Source organism: Clostridium sp. DL1XJH146 (assembly GCF_054819755.1).
Map to the genome: position 1 here is coordinate 29647 of NZ_JBTVVN010000027.1, position 19919 is coordinate 49565.

The following is a 19919-nucleotide window of genomic DNA, read 5'->3' on the forward strand; positions in this document are numbered from 1 at the left end:
AATAATTGGTAAAAATGTAGCGGATATAGCTTAATATCCGCTACAATATTTTAGTAAAAATTATTGTACTGAACCCCAGTAAGTTTTAATATCTTCAGCAAGTGTTTCTCTGTCTGATTGGTCAACTAAATATTTTTGCATAGATGCTCCAACTTCTGCCCAGTGATCTCCAGGAAGACTAGCAATTCCTTTTAAAGTATTACCCTTTGTCATATATTCTTTTATTGATTTTGCTAATGGGTCTTTTGCTTCAAGAGTTATGTTCTTGAAAGCTGGAATAATATTTGCTTTATTAACTAATAAATCTTGACCAACTTCGTCATATACTAACCAATTTAAAAACTCTTTAGCTGCATCTTGTTGTTCTACAGTGTTTTGCTCAACATCTAAACCTATGAATTTTGATGGGAAAACTGTAATTTGAGTATTACCATAATCAGCAGCATCATTGCTTACTGGTACTGGAATAAAACCGAAATCAGATCCATTTTCATTAAATTCATCAATTTGAGGCCAAGCCCAGTTACCCATAAACCAGAATCCAGCTTCTCCTTTTGCTACTACTTCAGCACCTCTATCATAAGTACCTGCTAATGGGTCATTCATATCAATGTTGTACTCTTTTAATATATCGAAAGTATCCATATAACCATTAAACACATCATTATCTGTAAGATTAACACTACCATCTTTTAAACCTGCAATTAATTCTTCTGCTTTTGCTAGATCTTTATCTTGTTGAACATAAGTAAGTGCAAAGTAATGTGCTCCAAGTGACCAATCCATAGGAGATAAAATCATAGGAGATACTCCTGATGCATCAATCTTTTCAAAAGCTTCTTTTAAAGCATCTGTTGTATTGATTGCCATTGGATCAACATCTGCTGCATCTAATACTGACTTATTGTATATAAGACCATATCCTTCAATAGTTAAAGGGAATGCTTTTACAGCACCATCAATAGTTACTGCATCTAGGTTTCCATCTACTGTATCCCCTACCCATTTTTCATCTGATAAATCAGCAAATTTATCTTTGAATTTTGGAATATCATTAGGATCCATCATAGCTAAAGTTGGTGCATTTCCTGATGCATACATTGATGATATTTTTTCAAAAGGTGATGTACCATCTGGACAAGGAATAACTTCAACTGTTACATTATCACTTTGCTCACTAAATAAACTTGCTGCTTCTTCTAATTGAGTTTGAATTTCTGCTTTAGAGTTTACAAAAGTTACTTTCACTTCTTCACTAGTAGCCTCTGTATTGCTTCCACTAGTATTGTTTCCTTCATTACCATTATTGCCTGAATTTCCACAACCTGCTAATAATGATAAACTTAATACTGTTGCCATTACTACTGAAATAATTCTTTTTTTCATAATTAATACCCCCTAAATTTTTGTGATTCTTTTTAAGAACCTTGTTTGAATTTATTATAATAAGCTCATAAACCCTTATAAGATTTTTATGAAAGCTTAAAAAAATACTCTTTTACAAATCAAAATCATAAAAAATTTAAAATTCTTTTTAAGATAATGATTTAATTATTTCTCCAGGAAACCGATTTCCTGATTGGTACACTTACTACCTCTTTTTTCTAACTACTTATATATCAATATTATATTTTTCTCCTATCATCGAGAACCTATAGCTATTTAATTATTCCAAAGATTTTGCCCAGCAAAATCTTCCTTAACTATAATTGCAAATTGCTCATTACTACTTTCTAATTGCCCATTAAAATTTGAAAACACCTACTTTACAACAATCATAAGCTTTTCACTATTATTAACTTTCTTATCATCAACTATATCAATGGATATTACTTCATTTGTATTTGTAATTATAACTGGTGTTATAGTAGAAAATCCTAAAGATTTTACTAATTCTAGATCTACTTCTATAAGTTTATCTCCTTTTTTTACCTTGTCTCCTGTTTTTATAAATGATTTAAATCCTTCACCATTCATTTTCACAGTATCTATTCCTACGTGAATAAGAATTTCTGTTCCATTTTCACTTACCATTCCTATAACATGTTTTGTTTCAAAAGCTAAGGTTATCTCTCCATCTATTGGCGATGTTACTGTACCTTCACTAGGTAATATTGCAACTCCATCTCCCATTATTTTCTCTGAAAATGTTCTATCTGGAACCTCACTTAAACAAATCACTTCGCCCGACAAAGGAGATATAATGCACTCTTCTATCTTAGTTGCATCATTCAGTTTTTGTATATCATCAATTTCTTGTATACTATCAAGTTTTTGTATACTATCAATTTCTAGTTTATTATTTATTTTTTCTACACTTTCAATTCCTAAAGTTTTTTCTTCTTCGTCATTCTCTTTAAAACCTAATATCCATGTTAAAGCAAAAGAAACTCCAAATGCAATAATCATTCCTATAATATAATTCAGCAAAGAACCTAGTTGTACTATAGCTATACCAGGTATTCCAGTTACCCCAACAGAAGTCATTACCACTTTTGTTAAAACCACATACCCCCCTGCTACTGCACCACCTATGGCTGCTGCTATAAAAGGTTTTATTAATCTTAAATTAACACCAAATATTGCAGCTTCTGTTATTCCTAGCATACATGAAGTAGCTGCTGGAATTGCAATAACTTTAATTTTCTTATTGTTAGTCTTGAAATATGCAGCAAAAGCCGCTCCTCCTTGGGCAACATTAGCCATTGCCCATATTGGAAGTAAAAAGTTAACTCCAATATCAGGATTTGAAAGCAAACCAGCTTCAATAGCATGGAAACTATGATGAATACCAGTTATTACTATTAACGAATATAAACCTCCAAAGATAACACCAGCTAAAGGTCCTGCAGTATTATAAAGGAATTGCAGTCCGATAGAAATTCCATCTCCAATAAATCTTCCAAAAGGTCCTATTACAAGTAAAGATATAATTGCAGTAGTTATCAATGTTATAAAGGGAGTTAAAATAATATCTAAAATATCTGGTACGATTTTCCTTACCCCTTTTTCTATATAGCTCATGACCCAAACAGCTATTAGTACAGGAAGAACTGTTCCTTGATATCCAATCATTCCTACACTATATCCAAAAATATCAATATATTGCTCAATACCACCTCCTAATGTCCAAGCATTCTGAAGATTAGGATGTATAAGTATTCCCCCTAAAGCAGCTGCCAAAAATGGATTAGCTCCAAATTCTTCTGCCGCACTAAAAGCAATCAGTATCGGCATAAAAACAAAAGCAACATTGGAGAACATATCAAGTAAAGTAATTACGCCACTTGAATCGTTTACCCATTGAAATTTTATCGCCATACTAAGTAGACCCATAAGCAATCCACTAGCTACAATGGCTGGTATAATCGGAACAAAAATATTTGAGAGAACTCTTGCAAATCTTTGGAATAGATTCATATTCTTCATGGCTTTTTTCTTGGCATCGCTTACACTAACCCTCTCAATTTTAGTGGTTTTCATCATCTCTTCGTATAACTTATTTACAGTTCCTTGACCAATAATTATTTGAAACTGTCCTGCGCTTTTAAATGTACCTTTTACTTCTTCTATTTTTTCAATCTCTTTTACGTTAACTAAAGATTCATCGTTCAAAACAAGGCGTAATCTAGTAGCACAATGAGCAGCACTTTCTATATTTTTTTCTCCTCCTACCAACCCAACAATTTCTTTTGAAATTTTACCATAATCCATTGTTGTCCTCCTGTATGAAAACATAAAAATTTATCTAGCTAGTACTTTATTTTACTGATACTTTATAGCTATCATTGAAAAATAAGCAAATAAAAAACCTAAAGCAAATTTAAGATACTTTTCAAGACAAAAACTTGAATAATATTCTAAATTTGATCTAGGTTTAGCCTGCATTACCAGTAACAATCCCAACTATTTTATTTTAATAATCCATAAGTCTACTTAAGTGCATACTCAAGTATACGATTTCTCCCTCTTCAACTACATAATCATATCTCTTATTGATGTAATCACTTATCTTCAAAGCACATAAATACTCTTTTTGGTAGTTACTCTTTATAACATCTAAAATATCTTTATGCTTATCCTTAATCTGTTTATTCATCAAAACCCTATGAGCAAAGAACTTTAAATGAGTTACTAATCTGTCATAAGCCATATCATCTTCATCAATTTCAATAACAAGATTATACTTTATTATATTAAATACATCTTTAATAATTGAAGTAATATCAATTGTTGTGCTCATTTTACCATAAACGGAAGCATTAATCAAGTGTAAACCTATAAATCCCGCCTCATCTTCTGTTAAATTAACTCCAAGCTCTTTATTTATGTACTCTACAGCCCAATTACCTATAGAAAATTCCTTTTTATAAATTCTTCTAATTTCCCAGAGTAATTGATTTTTAATAATCATACCCATTTTGGCTCTCTTAATAGCAAAATATAAATGATCTACAAGAGCAATATTTATGTGTTCATCAAGCTTAATTCTTAGTTGCTCTTTAGCATAGTTAATAATATTTTCTGATATAGTAAAATATTCAATGGGAATCTCACTAACAAGCTGTTGGAATTTCATATTTACATTTTTATCTTCAATAGTAAAAACCTTTTCAATTTGCTTTTCATTAATCCCATTTCCTACTTTTTTACCAAAAGCAATTCCCTTGCCCATAACAACTTTTTCTAATCCATTTTCCTTATCAATTGTTGTAATAACATTATTATTAAGTATTTTTTCAATTATCATAAATAATCTCCTCAACATTTATATTACAACGAAAATAAACTATTATAAAAAATTTTATCATCAACACATAATTATGTCAATTAATTCAGTCATTTTCATTTCCAACGATCAAATTTATCTTAGGACATATTGGGTACAAATAGATAACCCCTACTATTTCAGTATATTATTCAAAAACTAGTGAGAGTATCACCTTCAAAATATGAAGGTGATTTAAATTAACGATACAGTTATAATACCTCCCTTTAATACTCCTCTAAAAAGCTATGTTTATTACCATCTTTTCTATATCCTTGTATTGCATCCATATTAACATTATGAGTGCTTTTAAAAACATTCATATCTACATTAGGATTATCTTTTTTCATCTTTTTAATTAACTCTTTCATTTCTGCTCTTTTAGAGCCACCACCTTGGCCATCTATAACACAATTTTCAGTAAATCGACAAGCGCATTGAATGAATTTCAGCTCATTGTGCTTCATCCATTCAATTACCTTTTCTTCTCTAACTAGATATAAAGGACGAATAAGTTCCATTCTTTCAAAATTAAGACTATGTACCTTTGGCATCATTGTCTTTATTTCAGAACCATAAAACATATTCATTAAATTCGTTTCTATAACATCATCAAAATGATGCCCTAATGCAATTTTATTACAACCAAGATCCTGTGCATTTTTATATAGATGACCTCTTCTCATTCTTGCACATAAGTAGCAAGGGCTTTCATCAATATTGGCTACTACTTCAAAAATATTAGTTTCAAAAATTCTAACAGGAACATTTAACATCTTTGCATTATCTTCTATCCTTTTTCTATTGATAGAATTATATCCTGGGTCCATAACCAAATATTCAATATCAAAAGGGATAATAGAGTGTCTATGTATTAATTGCATGCATTTTGCAAGTAACATAGAATCCTTTCCACCTGAAATGCATACAGCAATCTTATCTCCTTCTTGAATTAAATCATATTCTCTAATGCCTTTTAAAAATCTAGACCAAATAGTTTTCTTAAAGGTTTTATTTATACTTCTTTCTATTTCTTCTGCTCTATCCATACTTTACCTCTTTTCTATAAATTATTCATTAACTGGTTTAACCGTTAACTATATTTTCAAAAGAAGCCTTAAATATATCTACTTCTTCTTTCGTTGTCAAATGACTCAAACTTATTCTAAGCGTTGATATGGCTGCTTTTTTATCCTTTGTCAAAGCAAAAACTGCTCTTGAAGGGGCAAAAGGCGAGCTACATGCTGACTTTGTTGAAACAAAAATATTCTCTTCCGCTAATTTATTCTTTACCTGCTCTGCTTTAATCTTTTTTAATGTAATATTCAATATAAAGGGAGCTGATTCTTCTGTGGAATTTATCCGCACAAAATCAAATTGCTTAAAAAAGCTTCTTAATTGTTCGTTGAGTCCCTTGACATATTCATAATTTTCTTTATGATTTTCATCCATTTTGTTAAGTGCAAATGCTAGCGAATCAATAAGGGCCAATGATGGTGTGCCACTTCTAAAGGGAGAAATACTTAATCCACCATGGTGCAGAGGTTCTATAATAACATCTTCTTTTAAAACCAAGCAAGCACTACCGTTTAATCCATAGAATTTATGTCCAGCAAAGGTATAGCTATCAACATATTTTAAGGACTTAAAAATCTTACCTACAGCTTGAGTTCCATCTACATGAAAAAAAGCAGAGGATTTTTCCTTTATTAAAGAGCCAATCTCCTCAATATCTTGAACTATTCCCATTTCACTATCTACTTGACACAAAGCCACCAATAATGTATCTTGTCTCAGTAATTCTTTTAAATGTTCCTTCTCTACTCTACCTTGCTTATCTATATCAACATAGTCTATTTCATATCCTTCTTTCTCCAATTGTCCAATAGGACCTAAAACAGATGAATGTTCTAAAAAACTAGTGATTATATGTTTTCTTCTAGCACCATGTTCTTTTGCAATTCCTTTAATAGCTAAATTATTAGATTCAGTGCCTGAAGAAGTAAAAATTAATTCCTGTGAATGCACTCCTAGACACTTTGCAATTTGTTCTTTAGCTTTTTTTAACTTTATTTTAGCTTCTGCTGCCAAAGGATTATTTGCGTTAGGATTCATCGGGTAGTTTAGCTCGCAGTCGGCAAAACGCTTAATTACTTCACCACTTGCTGGTGTGTTAGCCGCATAATCTAGATATATCATATTATTTTCCTTTCTTATTTTAATTAAATACTATTTATTATAACATTAAGCTTATATATTTCTCAATATCTAACATAGTAATCTATTTATCTTCACGAAATATCAATTAATACATAGCTTCTTTACACAAACTACAAATTTCAGTGTATTATGAAATACGTGTTATAATTATGGTATTAAAACTAAATAATAACTTTAATAAAAAGATAAAAACTGAGGTGATCTAATGAATAAGCATTACAACAAGACGATTTTTCAGGGAAGAAGAAAAGATATTAATAATAGATATTTTGAAGGTTGGTACTTAAAACAAGTCAGTAAAGATGGTACTTGTACTATTAGCTTTATTCCTGGTATCAGTTATAGTAATTCCGATTCACATAGTTTTATTCAAGTCATTATTCGCAATGAACTTGAAGAATTATCCAGCTATTATTTTAGCTATGACCTAAAAGATGCTATTTTTAAAGATTCCCCCTTTGAAATAACAATAGGAGAGTGTACTTTTAGCAAAAGTGGTCTAACTGTTGTACTAAAAAACAATGAAATCTCTATTAAGGGAAATCTTACTTTTAATCAACTATCGCCTCTACCTACAACATTTCTAAATCCCAATATAATGGGTTTTTTTAGCTACATCCCAAATATGGAATGTAATCATCATGTTATTAGTATGGAACATGGTCTTGTAGGAGAACTTATTATAAATGGAGAAATAGTGAAATTTGAAGGCGGCAAAGGCTATATGGAAAAAGACTGGGGAAGGTCCTTCCCTAGGGAATATATGTGGATTCAGTGTAACCATTTCAATATAGAAGGCCTTAGGCTTGTTCTTTCAGTAGCAGAAATCCCTTTTATGTGGTCAAATTTTCAGGGCTTCTTTTGTTCATTATTATATAATGATAAAGAATATAGATTTGCAACGTACAACGGTTCAAAAATCAAAATAAACCAGGCGGGAAACGGAATGTTTGACGTTATAATCAGTAATAGAAAAGCAACTCTTAAAGTTAAAGGAAAAGTGGATACCCTTGCATCTCTAACTTCACCGAAAGATGGTACTATGAATGATACCATAAAAGAAGGATTAGCAGGTACCGTAGAATTAGTCTTAACTGATAATGTTACTAACAATGTTCTTACCTCAACAGGAAGTAACGCAGGTATTGAAGTGATGATGAATATATAACATTCATTTCAAAAATAAAAAGATAATGTGCAATTTCCAATGACTAAATTGCACATTTATTTTACAATTGTTCATTACTATTACTATTGATGTTCTTTTAACCATTCAATAGCTGTATTAGCGTATACTGCTGCCCCAATAGATAGTACACTCTCATCAAACATTACTTTAGGATGATGTTGAGGATAGATTGCTCCATCTTTACTAAGGGATGCAGTTATAGCAAGCATTAACGTTGGAACTTTTTCGCTTACAAATCCAAAATCTTCAGATCCATTGATTTTTTTACCTTTTCCTAAAACTTTTTCAACATCTACTACAGCATCCTTACCTATTAATTCAGTAGTATATTTAATTGTATCATCAAACAGTTCTTCGTCATTAATAACTGATGGACATCCCTGTGATTTAACAGTTGCTGTACACCTAAAAGTGCTTGCAATACCACGTGATATTTCTTCTAGTCTATTATTCATAAACTCTCTTGTTTTTTTATTATAGGTTCTTATAGTTCCCTTCATATAAGCCGTATCTGGTATAATATTTGGAGCATTTCCACCTTTCATTTCTCCTATTGTTAGGACTGCAACTTCTCCAGGCTCAACTTCTCTAGAGTTTAACTCTGCAAGTGCTATATGTAGATGTGCTAAAACATTAAGTGGGTCAATTGTTGTATCTGGCATTGCACCGTGTCCACCTTTACCTTGTATGTTGATTTCAAAAACATCTACATTTGCAGTAGCAGGTCCTTTTCCTAGGAAAATAACGGCTCCATTCTGCATAGGATAACCTGAGACAACATGTATCATCATTGCTTTATCAACAGTTGGGTTTTCAAGTAAACCAGATTCAATCATAAGTTTTGCCCCTGATAATGTTTCTTCTCCTGGCTGAAACATAAGTTTTACTGTTCCTTCTATTTCATCTTCATGATCTTTCAATAATTTTGCAGCACCTAGCATCATTGCTGTATGCATATCATGACCACAGGCATGCATTTTACCATCATTAATAGACTTAAAATCTAAATCAGTCTCTTCTTTTATGGGTAACGCATCCATATCACCTCTTAAAAGAAATGTTTTACCTGGTTTTTTCCCCCCAGCTATAGCAACAACCCCTGCTTCACATATCTCTTTTGGTTCATATCCATACTGGGTTAATTTATCCATTACATATTTTGTTGTAAGTGGTAAATTAGTATGTAATTCAGGATTTTGATGTAAATATCTACGCGCTGAAAGAATCTCTTCTTCATATTTTTTAATTTCTTGCAATAAACTTTTCATTTTTTAATCCTCCTATTATTTAAAAAATTAACTTTAATTTATTTTATATTATCATTAAAAATATATAAATTTTTCCCATTAGAATATTAAAATAATTATACCATAAATTACATATTTTTATGGAATTTATTATTTTCTATTACATTATTTATGCCTAAAACAAATTTATTTTCCAATAAATTAATTGATTAAATTTACAAATATGATAAAATAGTATTATGATAATTTATATTAATTGATAATTGTTTTTAAATAATACGAAAGGGGAACTTTATAATGAAAATTTATGATGAATTTAAAGAGTATCTAGATAATGAAAATAAAGAAAAATCAGTTCAATTTATTTTAGACAATGTAAAAAATAAAGAAATCACAATAGTTGATCTATATAAAAATATCCTTACTCCCTCACTAAACAATCTAGTATGTAGTATTGAAGATAAAGAAGTATGTATATGGAAAGAGCATGTAAGAACGTCAATTGTAAGGACTATCTTAGAATGTTGTTATCCATACATAATTCAGGAAAAAGATAAAAATGAGGTAAATAAAGATGCTGGTACAGTTATAGTCTTATGTCCTACTGATGAATATCATGAAATTGGTGCAAGAATGGTGTCGGATTATTTTACTTTATGTGGTTACGATTCTATTTTTGTTGGAAGTAATACACCTAAAAACGAATTTCTTTCTGCAATTAATGTATATAAACCAAAATTTATCGCAATAAGCGTAACAAATTACTACAACCTCATTTCTGCCAAAAGAACAATCGAAGCTATACGAGCAATTGAAAACTATGGTTTACAAATTTTAGTTGGTGGACATGCTTTTGAAAATAATCAAGATGCTTGGAAAAAAATTGGCGCAGATATGCTAATAAAAGACTTTGAAGATATAAAAAACTTATAAAGGGGTGGTGAAAATGAAATTACCTTTTAAGATAGCCATTAGATTTTTAAAATCTAGCAAAGGGCAAACTGTATTAATAGCCCTTGGAATCGCTATCGGTGTTTCAGTTCAAATATTTATTGGTGCACTTATACAAGGGCTTCAAAAAGGACTTGTAGATACAACTATAGGAAATTCATCTCAAATAACTGTAACCTCTGATGATGAAGACTATTCATATATTGAAAATTATAATGATATACTAGATACTATAAAAAAATCAGACGATAGAATAACTTCAGTAAACGCAGCCGTTGATCTTTCAGCTTTCCTTAAAATTGATGAAAAAACAAATCCTATTCTAGTTAGAGGTTTCAATTTTGATGATGCTGATGGAATTTACAACATAAAAGAAAGATTAGTAAGTGGAAATGAACCCTCAAATTCTACTGAAGCTATAGTAGGCATAGACTTACAAGAAGAATTAGAGCTCTCTATCGGTGATTCTATAGAAGTTATAACACCAGACGGTAATGTTACTGAACTTACTATAAGCGGTTTTTATGATTTAAAAGTTGCCGCTATAAATAAATCTTGGGTTATGGTTAATTTAAATACTGCTCAAGGGATTGCTGATTTAACAGATAGCCAAGTAACTTCAATTGAGATGCAGGTTAATGATGATGATGTTTTTAGTGCAGATAAAATTGCTTTAAATGTTTCAGATGCTTTAGAAAAAAAAGATACTAATTCTACATTTTCAGTTCAAAACTGGAAAGCACAAAACGAAGAACTTTTAAGTGGTCTTAATGGTCAAAGTGTATCTAGTATAATGATACAAGTATTTGTACTAGTTTCTGTAGTCCTTGGAATAGCATCTGTACTAGCTATATCTGTAGTACAAAAATCTAAGCAAATAGGTATATTAAAAGCTATGGGAATAAAAAACAGGACATCGAGTCAAATATTTTTATTCCAAGGCCTAATTTTGGGTATTATGGGCGCTATTTTAGGTATTGCCTTCGGTTTATTATTACTATTTTTATTCACAAAATTTGCAGTAAATCCAGATGGCACACCTGTTGTTGATGTATACATAAGTAGTAACTTTATAATACTTTCAGGATTTATAGCTATATTATCAGCTTCACTAGCTTCTCTTATCCCAGCTAGGAGTTCTTCAAAACTAGACCCAATGGAGGTGATTAAGAATGGCTAATAAAATAATTCAGCTTAAAAATATAAATAAAATTTATGGTGCAGAAGGTTCTCAGGCAAAAACTCAAGTTCTATATGATGTAAACCTTAATTTTGAAGAAGGCTCTTTTAATTCCATAATAGGAGCTTCCGGAAGCGGTAAAAGTACTGTGCTAAATATAATAGGAACACTAGATAAGCCAACTAATGGACAAGTATTTATAAATGGTCAAAGAACAGACCAAATGAGTAAAAATAAACTTGCAGAACTTAGAAATAAAACTATAGGCTTTATATTTCAATTTCATTATCTTTTGCCTGAATTTACAGCCCTAGAAAATGTTATGATGCCTTATTTAATCCAAAACCCTAATCCTTCTAAGGAAGTATATGATAGAGCTAAGGAACTACTACATTTAGTTGGCCTTGAAAAAGTTATTAATAATAAAGCTACTAATATGTCCGGTGGTCAACAACAAAGAACAGCTATAGCAAGGTCACTTATTAATAACCCTAAAATTATTCTAGCAGATGAGCCTACAGGAAATTTAGACTCTGAGGGAACTGAAAATGTCTATGAAATATTAAAAAATGTTAATAAAAATTTTAAAACAACTTTTATTATAATTACTCATGATAAAAAAATTGCAGAAAAAACTGATAGGATAATAGAAATAAAAGATGGACGAGTTGATATAGATTTAAAAAGTTAAGTTAATTATCAAAAAGGCTGTAGATAGATTTGTTTTAAACAAACCTATCTACAGCCACTTTACTTTAATTTCAACTAATAAAATCTTTAATTAATATAAAAATAATACTATAATAAATAGTGGTAATATAATTTGCAAATTTTAATAATAGTACCAAACTAAAAATACTATAGATAAGCTACTTTAACAATAATTTTAACTAAATACATTATTAATTAAACAATTACGTTTTGGTTATAACTAATTATATTTACATAAGCTTTGTCTATAAATTAAGGGGTTTATATATGAAAAAAAAAGATATACTTGAATTGAAAAAACGTTTTAAGAAAGACCATTGCACCTTTACTAAAGTTTGCGGCTGCTATGTTAACGGAGAAAAGCATAGTATTTTAAAATTCAGAGAAAACTTTCTAAATTTAGAAGAAGATGAATACTTTAAATACTTAGAGATTGCAAAGAAAGTACTGTCAGGAACTATTGGAAATAATATTTTAGAACTTAACTTTCCAATTAATGAAGACCTTATAAACGAAAAGCAAATTTCTCTAGCACACCTAAAAAAAAGTGCCTTAAAAGATGATGGTCTTCTCGATGATTTTTACCAGTCTATTATAGATAATTATGATTATACTGGTAATTTTATAATCCTTTTATTTCACGATGCCTATGATGTTATTACAAAAACTAAAGATGGGGCAAAGATAGATGAATCTGAAGAAATTTATGAATACTTATTATGCGCCATTTGCCCTGTTTCACTAACAAATCCTGGTCTTAGATATTTTGAAGAAGAAAACAAAATAAAAGCTCGCATAAGAGATTGGGTAGTTGATGCACCTGCAAATGGCTTTGTATTCCCTGCTTTTATTGACCGTAGTTCCGATGTTAATTCTATTATGTACTATACGAAAAATGCAAAAGATACTCATCCAGAATTAATGGAAAATGCTTTAGGCTGTTATAAAAAACAAACCGCTACTATTCAAAAGGAAACCTTCCAATTAATTATTAAAGATTCCTTTAGTGCCGATGAATCAAAGGCTGATAAAATTTTTATGGAAGTACAAGAAACCCTAAACAATATAATAGAAGAGCATAAAGAAATGAATGACGATCCTGATTCAGAACCTGTAATCTTAACTAAAGAAGATATGCAAAACCTTTTGATAGAAAGTGGAGTTCCTGAAGAAATCACTTCTGAAATCGAAAAGTCCTATACAGAAAATTTTGGTGATGACATTCCTATAGCAGAGCATTTAATAGATGCAAAAGCACTTAAAGCAAATGCTCAAAGAAAAAAAGAAGAACATCTTATAAAACAAGTAGAAATACTTCAAACTAAACTAGATGAGGCTAAACAAAAAAAATCTGTAGAACAGGAAAAAACTTTAAATGATGAAACTATTCTTCCTGAAAAGGCTGATGATAATAATACAATTTCAGAAGAAACCAACGAAACTGATTCTAGAGAATTACTAAATGTTAATTCAGAAAAATCATCAGATACTAATTTAGAGAAAACTCAAGATATAAGCTCAGAAGATAAAAAAGTTATTGCAAACTATGATGTCATACTTGAAGTAAAACCTGAAAAAATACCCCAAATAAAATCTCAAATAATCGATGGTCAAAGATGTATAATCATTCCTATTAATGAAAATGAGCAAACTACAGTTAATGGCTTAGATAATTTGATTTAACTTATGTTCAAGTATATATGACTTGCATCTAACTTTTTAATTTTTATCTATAATAAACTTTATAAAATGGAGGATTACTTTTGTCACAAACAACTAAACGTGCCCTTGCAGCATCACTAAAAAAACTTCTTGCAGAAAAACCACTAAATAAAATCACAATTATGGACATCACTGAGGATTGTGAAGTAAATAGACAAACTTTTTATTATCACTTCCAAGATATTTATGATTTAATAGATTGGATTTATACAAGTGAAGCAACAAAAGCCCTCGATGGTAAAAAAACTTATGATACTTGGCAACAAGGATTTCTAGGTATTTTTGAATATGTACTAAAAAATAAAAATTTTATAATAAACACATATCACTCTCTAAGTAGAGATCATCTAGAAACATACCTCTATAATGAAACCTATGACCTTTTAATAGGTGTTGTAGAAGAAACAGCCTTTAAAATGAATGTTTCAGATAAAGACAAACAATTCATTGCAGATTTCTATAAATATGCATTTGTAGGAATTATGCTAGAATGGGTTCGTACAAATATGAAAGAAGAACCTAGCGAAATCATAGACCGTTTGAGTATTCTCCTTCAAGGTAATGTAAAAGATGGTCTTCTAAAATTCGAAACCTGCACACATAATTAAGTTATCCCACTTAATGTAAATTCTTTAGACATTATAGTTGGTCTGTCTAAAAAATAGACATACCCTCTATAATGTCTATTTTTACTGTCTTAAAAATACATTAACATATAGTTATAAAATAACTTTTGGAGGTAACTATTATGTATTATAGCAACGGAAATTATGAAGCATTTGCTCGTCCTAAAAAACCTGTAGGTGTAGATAAAAAATCTGCATATCTTGTTGGTTCAGGTTTAGCATCCCTATCTGCTGCATGTTTTTTAATTCGTGACGGACAGATGAAAGGTGACCGCATACACATATTGGAAGCTCAAAACATTGCAGGTGGTGCTCTTGATGGCATCAAGGATACACAAAAAGGCTATGTAACTCGTGGCGGTCGTGAAATGGAAAATCACTTTGAATGTCTCTGGGATTTATTCCGCTCTATCCCATCACTTGAAACCGAAGGAGCTTCTGTACTTGATGAATTCTACTGGCTAAACAAAGAAGACCCTAACTACTCTCTTATGAGAGCTATTAAAAATAGAGGTGAAGACGCTCACACTGATGGTAAATTTGGTTTGAGTGAAAAAGCATCAGCAGAAATCATAAAATTATTTATGACTCGCGATGAAGATTTATATGACAAACAAATAGACGAAATATTTACAGATGAAGTTTTCTCTTCTAACTTCTGGCTTTATTGGAGAACAATGTTTGCCTTTGAAAATTGGCACAGTGCATTAGAAATGAAACTATATATTCAAAGATTTATTCATCACATTGGAGGACTTCCAGATTTCTCTGCTTTAAAATTCACAAAATACAACCAATACGAATCATTAGTTATGCCAATGCTAAATTACCTTGAATCTCATGGCGTAAAATTCCACTACAATACAAGAGTAAAAAATGTTATCTTTGATATAAAAAACGGCAAAAAACTTGCAACAAGAATTATTTGTCTAAATGATGGACTTGAACAAAATATCGATTTAATAGAAGATGATTTAGTCTTTGTTACAAATGGTAGCTGTACAGATAACTCTTCCCTTGGTGATGATAATAATGCACCTGAATTTAAAATAGAAGACGGTGCTTCTTGGGATCTTTGGCGAAACATAGCAAAACAGGACCCATCTTTCGGCCACCCGGATAAATTCTGTACAAACACACAAAAAACAAACTGGGAATCAGCTTCTATTACAACTCTAGATGATAAAATTCCACCATATATCGAAAAAATATGCAAACGTGATCCATTCAGTGGTAAAGTTGTAACTGGCGGTATAGTTTCAGTTAAAGACTCAAAATGGCTTATGAGTTTTACCCTTAACCGTCAAGGTCATTTTAAAGACCAACCAAAAGACCAACTTGTAGTATGGGTATATGGTTTATTTACTGACGTTCCTGGAGATTACATCAAAAAACCAATGAAAGATTGTACAGGCCTTGAAATAACACAAGAATGGCTTTATCATATGGGAGTTCCTGAAAATGAAATTCTTGATTTAGCAACAAATTCTACTCGTTGTGTTCCATGTATGATGCCGTATATAACAGCTTTCTTTATGCCAAGAACTAAAGGCGATAGACCAGCTGTTGTACCTGAAGGTTGCACAAACTTTGCTTTCCTTGGTCAATTTGCAGAAACAGTACGTGACACAGTATTTACTACAGAATACTCTGTAAGAACAGCTATGGAAGCTGTATATACTTTGTTAAATGTTGACCGTGGTGTGCCAGAAGTCTTCGGCTCATGCTACGATGTACGTGTACTTCTTGATTCTACATCCAAAATGATGGATGGTAAAAAACTAGAAGATGTGAAACTACCATTTAAAGCTCGTCTAGTAAAGAAGAAAGTACTTAAAACAATAAGTGGAACTCTTGTAGAAGATTTACTTAAGAGATATAAGTTACTATAATTTAAAAATTATCATCCCAACGGTCTTAAGAAAATTTAAAACCCTATTCAGAAAATAATTTTACTAAAAAAGTGTGAAAGGATCTCTCCTTTCACACTTTTTTATCATTTCTATTCTTCGTCTTCCACGTTATGCTCTACTTTCAAAGCATCCAAGTCTGATAAATACTCTTCAGATAACTTATTTGCATTTGTTAGCTTTTCATTTGCACTATCTAGTAATGTAGTATCATCAACCATATCCTTAACAGCTGACAAATATTCGTCTGATAAGTTAATTGAATTATTTATCTTATCATTTATAGTATCTAATGCATCGGAATCATTATCCTCAATTGCCTTAAGCAATAAAGTAAATGCTTCAGATAGTTCAGTATTAGCTTCTATATATTTGCTGTGGATTGTAGCTATTTCTTCTGTCTCTAGAACAATCGCTTTCGATTTTTCAAGTAATTCATTTGAATTTGGAATTATGCTATTTTTCAAACTAGCTGCTAAAGCCTCATCGCTGCCTGTGGTAGCAGTTTGAAATTCTGTACTTATTGCATCTTCTAAATTAATCAAAGTTAACATTTCACTATTAGTGGAATACTCAACTAACTCATTATTCTTTTGGGTTGCCTGCAAAAATAATACAAATCCTTCATTTTGCTCTGTAACTGCTTCTACATATTTATTATGCACCGCAGCCACTTCTTCTGTTTCTGGAACAATTGCTTTCGCTTGTGCAACCAATTCCTCTGAAGCAGGAATTATAACATCTTTTAATTTAGCTGCAAACTCTATGTCAGTGGCTTCACTGTTTTCTATAATTGCACTATATTCTTCGGTTACTGAATTTTCAGTTTCAACTAAAGTTGACACCTCATTGTTTATATAATTAATTAAATCATCTTGCACTGGATCAGAAGAACATCCCGTTAACACTGCCATACCTATAGCTAATGTTAAAATTGTCATAATTATTTTCTTTAACATAAATAACCCACCCTTTATATTTTATTTTTCATCTTCTACATTATGTTCTTCTTTCAAAGTTGCCAAGTCTGATAAAAATTCTTCAATTAATTTATTTGACTCTGCTAATTTTTCATTTGCAGTATCTGCAATTGCTCCATCACTATTTTCAGCTGCCTCAAGGTATAAAGAAAAAGCTTCATTTTGCGCAATAACTGCATCTACATATTTATTATGAACTGCAGCCACTTCTTCTGTTTCTGGAACGATTGCCTTTGATTTTGCTACTAATTCCTCTGAAGCAGGAATTACAACATCTTTCAATTTAGCTGCAAACTCTACGTCAGTAGTTTCACTGTTTTCCATAATTGCACTATATTCTGAATTTACTGTGTTTTCAGTTTCAACTAAAGTTGACACCTCATTGTTTATATAATTAATTAAATCATCTTGCACTGGATCAGAACCACAAGCCGTCAACATTACAACACCTAACACTACAGTTGAAATTACTACTAACATTTTTTTTAACATAAAAAAACCCTCCCTTTTATAATTAAATTCAACGACAGCTTCTAACAAATTTCTACCATCATTAAAAAATAATCTACCGTATTGTATCATTTTGATGACCCTATAAACTCATTATGTAAAAATTGAAGCGTCAAATGTAAAAACTATAAAAAAAGCACACATAATTAAAATATGCATGCTTTTTTTGAGTACCAAAATCATATTTAATTGTTTATTGTACAATAAATTTATACTACCTAAACTTTATGTTCTTTTTCTTAATAAAAAACAATCCTGCCAATATAAGTAGACTTCCTATAATATTCAACATAAATACATCTATAAAGGAACCAGTTTTCACAAGAGTACCTTCTTTTATTGGTGTCATCTCTATATCATATTTAACTATTTCCTTTTCTACATTTATTGTTGGACTTACATATTTCTCATACTTATCTTTTGTTACAACGATATAATAATCTGATGTAGGAAATACCATAAAGGCATAAGATCCTAATATATCACTTACTTGTGGATTTTTATTATTATTTGGATTAAATCCATCAATAATGGGTAATTCCACTAATGTATCAGCTATTTTACCTGCTGCTTTATTTCTAGCGGTATCTGCATAATACAATGTTACATTTGCACCAGCAATAACCTCATCTGTAGATATATCAGTAATTATTCCATATGGGTCTACTAAAGTACTTGTAATAGTTACATTTCCTATGTCGTCAACTTTAATATACATATATTCAATAATAATCTCATTTCCATTTCCTAAATCATAGGTAACTGGTACTATAGACTCTGAACCCATAGCTAAATCATTTACTTGAATTTTGCCATCGGCAGAAATAGAAACATTTATATTATCCTCTGCTGCAAAACCTATTTTAGAAATGTCACTAAATGGCTCTTCACTCCCATCAGCCTGTTTCATCAAAAGAACTTGCTCTGCTTTTAATTCCACATTTTTATTTCCGCTTGCTTCTGTAGTTACTAGTGCATCTATTACACCAACACTATCTCCATTTTTATCAACAACTTGTCCTTTTACTGTTGTTGCCGGAGTAACTACCGATACCCATTTTGCATATACTGTTGTGTCTTCTGTTACTAGTACACTATCGAAATCAAATGCTGTTGTAAGTGTACTATCTGTATACCAGCCTCCAAAACTATATCCTGTCTTCGTTGGATCTGCTGGCTTTGTTACCTTTGTATTATATTCTACATTTTCACTTGCAACTGCACTTCCTCCATCTACATCGAAGGTTACTGCATAGCTATTAATATTCCATTTCGCATATACTGTTGTGTTTTTTGTTACTAGTACACTATTAAAATCAAATGCTGTTGTAAGTGTGCTATTTGCATACCAACTTGCAAAACTATACCCTGTCTTTGTTGGTTCTGCTGGTTTTGTTACTTTGCCATTATATACTACACTCTCACTCGCAACTGAGCTTCCTCCATCTACATCGAAGGTTACTGCATAGCTACTAACATTCCATTTTGCATATACTGTTGTGTTTTTTGTTACTAATACATTGTCAAAATCAAATAGTGCTGTCCATGTATTATTTGCATACCAACTTGCAAAACTATATCCTGTCTTTGTTGGCTCTGCTGGTTTTGTTACCTTTGTATTATATTCTACATTTTCACTTGCAACTGCACTTCCTCCATCTACATCGAAGGTTACTGCATAGCTATTAATATTCCATTTCGCATATATTGTTGTGTCTTCTGTTACTAGTACACTATCGAAATCAAATGCTGTTGTAAGTGTACTATCTGTATACCAGCCTCCAAAACTATATCCTGTCTTCGTTGGATCTGCTGGTTTAGTTGCTTCTGTATTATATTCTACATTTTCACTTGCAACTGCACTTCCTCCATCTACATCGAAGGTTACTGCATAGCTATTAATAT

Annotated in this window: 16 protein-coding genes; 7 read left to right on the plus strand and 9 right to left on the minus strand. The window is 31.0% G+C overall.

All coding sequences use genetic code 11. The features are described from left to right. Nucleotides 1-60: 60 nt before the first annotated feature. From ACVHXK_RS12895 to ACVHXK_RS12915, 5 genes are all read right to left on the minus strand, one after another. The gene (locus tag ACVHXK_RS12895; RefSeq protein WP_461206811.1) at nt 61-1386 is read right to left on the minus strand and encodes an ABC transporter substrate-binding protein; all 1326 of its coding nucleotides are present in this window, start codon (nt 1384-1386) and stop codon (nt 61-63) included. Between the two features lie 375 nt (nt 1387-1761). Continuing rightward, complete coding sequence (locus tag ACVHXK_RS12900; protein WP_461206812.1) at nt 1762-3714, minus strand: sucrose-specific PTS transporter subunit IIBC; 1953 nt, start codon at nt 3712-3714, stop codon at nt 1762-1764. 202 nt (nt 3715-3916) lie between these two features. Continuing rightward, nucleotides 3917-4750, minus strand: a complete 834-nt coding sequence (gene licT / locus ACVHXK_RS12905) for a BglG family transcription antiterminator LicT (RefSeq protein ID WP_461206813.1) — start codon at nt 4748-4750, stop codon at nt 3917-3919. A gap of 245 nt (nt 4751-4995) precedes the next feature. After that, nucleotides 4996-5817 carry a tRNA 2-thiocytidine biosynthesis TtcA family protein gene (locus ACVHXK_RS12910; protein ID WP_461206814.1) on the minus strand — a complete coding sequence of 274 codons (822 nt, stop codon included), beginning with the start codon at nt 5815-5817 and terminating at the stop codon, nt 4996-4998. A gap of 37 nt (nt 5818-5854) precedes the next feature. Further along, entirely contained in the window at nt 5855-6967 is a 1113-nt protein-coding gene (locus ACVHXK_RS12915) for a cysteine desulfurase family protein (RefSeq protein ID WP_461206815.1), read from the minus strand. 226 nt (nt 6968-7193) lie between these two features. On the opposite strand from ACVHXK_RS12915, the gene ACVHXK_RS12920 reads away from it, so the two are divergent. Continuing rightward, complete coding sequence (locus tag ACVHXK_RS12920) at nt 7194-8156, plus strand: tocopherol cyclase family protein (protein ID WP_461206816.1); 963 nt, start codon at nt 7194-7196, stop codon at nt 8154-8156. A gap of 83 nt (nt 8157-8239) precedes the next feature. On the opposite strand, the gene ACVHXK_RS12925 is transcribed toward ACVHXK_RS12920, so the two are convergent. After that, entirely contained in the window at nt 8240-9445 is a 1206-nt protein-coding gene (locus ACVHXK_RS12925) for a M20 metallopeptidase family protein (RefSeq protein ID WP_461206817.1), read from the minus strand. Between the two features lie 276 nt (nt 9446-9721). On the opposite strand from ACVHXK_RS12925, the gene ACVHXK_RS12930 reads away from it, so the two are divergent. The 6 genes from ACVHXK_RS12930 to ACVHXK_RS12955 all read left to right on the plus strand — a co-directional run bounded on the left by ACVHXK_RS12930 (nt 9722) and on the right by ACVHXK_RS12955 (nt 16506). After that, complete coding sequence (locus ACVHXK_RS12930) at nt 9722-10357, plus strand: cobalamin B12-binding domain-containing protein (protein WP_461206818.1); 636 nt, start codon at nt 9722-9724, stop codon at nt 10355-10357. 13 nt (nt 10358-10370) lie between these two features. Continuing rightward, the gene (locus ACVHXK_RS12935) at nt 10371-11555 is read left to right on the plus strand and encodes an ABC transporter permease (protein ID WP_461206819.1); all 1185 of its coding nucleotides are present in this window, start codon (nt 10371-10373) and stop codon (nt 11553-11555) included. Further along, entirely contained in the window at nt 11548-12246 is a 699-nt protein-coding gene (locus ACVHXK_RS12940; RefSeq protein WP_461206820.1) for an ABC transporter ATP-binding protein, read from the plus strand. Before ACVHXK_RS12935 ends, ACVHXK_RS12940 begins: the two co-directional genes overlap by 8 nt. Before the next feature lie 287 nt (nt 12247-12533). Beyond that, nucleotides 12534-13949: a DUF4317 domain-containing protein gene (locus ACVHXK_RS12945; protein WP_461206821.1), complete on the plus strand. Its 1416-nt coding sequence runs from the start codon at nt 12534-12536 to the stop codon at nt 13947-13949. A gap of 80 nt (nt 13950-14029) precedes the next feature. Continuing rightward, nucleotides 14030-14596, plus strand: a complete 567-nt coding sequence (locus ACVHXK_RS12950; RefSeq protein WP_461206822.1) for a TetR/AcrR family transcriptional regulator — start codon at nt 14030-14032, stop codon at nt 14594-14596. Between the two features lie 140 nt (nt 14597-14736). Next, nucleotides 14737-16506, plus strand: coding sequence for an oleate hydratase (locus ACVHXK_RS12955; RefSeq protein WP_461206823.1), 1770 nt, complete (start codon nt 14737-14739; stop codon nt 16504-16506). A 110-nt stretch (nt 16507-16616) separates the two neighbouring features. Here the strand turns inward: ACVHXK_RS12955 and ACVHXK_RS12960 are convergent, their stop codons facing one another. The 3 genes from ACVHXK_RS12960 to ACVHXK_RS12970 form a co-directional block, all read right to left on the minus strand. Further along, nucleotides 16617-17483 carry a hypothetical protein gene (locus ACVHXK_RS12960; protein WP_461206824.1) on the minus strand — a complete coding sequence of 289 codons (867 nt, stop codon included), beginning with the start codon at nt 17481-17483 and terminating at the stop codon, nt 16617-16619. Between the two features lie 21 nt (nt 17484-17504). After that, nucleotides 17505-17996 carry a hypothetical protein gene (locus ACVHXK_RS12965; protein WP_461206825.1) on the minus strand — a complete coding sequence of 164 codons (492 nt, stop codon included), beginning with the start codon at nt 17994-17996 and terminating at the stop codon, nt 17505-17507. Between the two features lie 232 nt (nt 17997-18228). Beyond that, nucleotides 18229-19919 (minus strand): InlB B-repeat-containing protein (locus tag ACVHXK_RS12970; RefSeq protein WP_461206826.1); only part of this gene is annotated, 1691 nt, incomplete at its 5' end.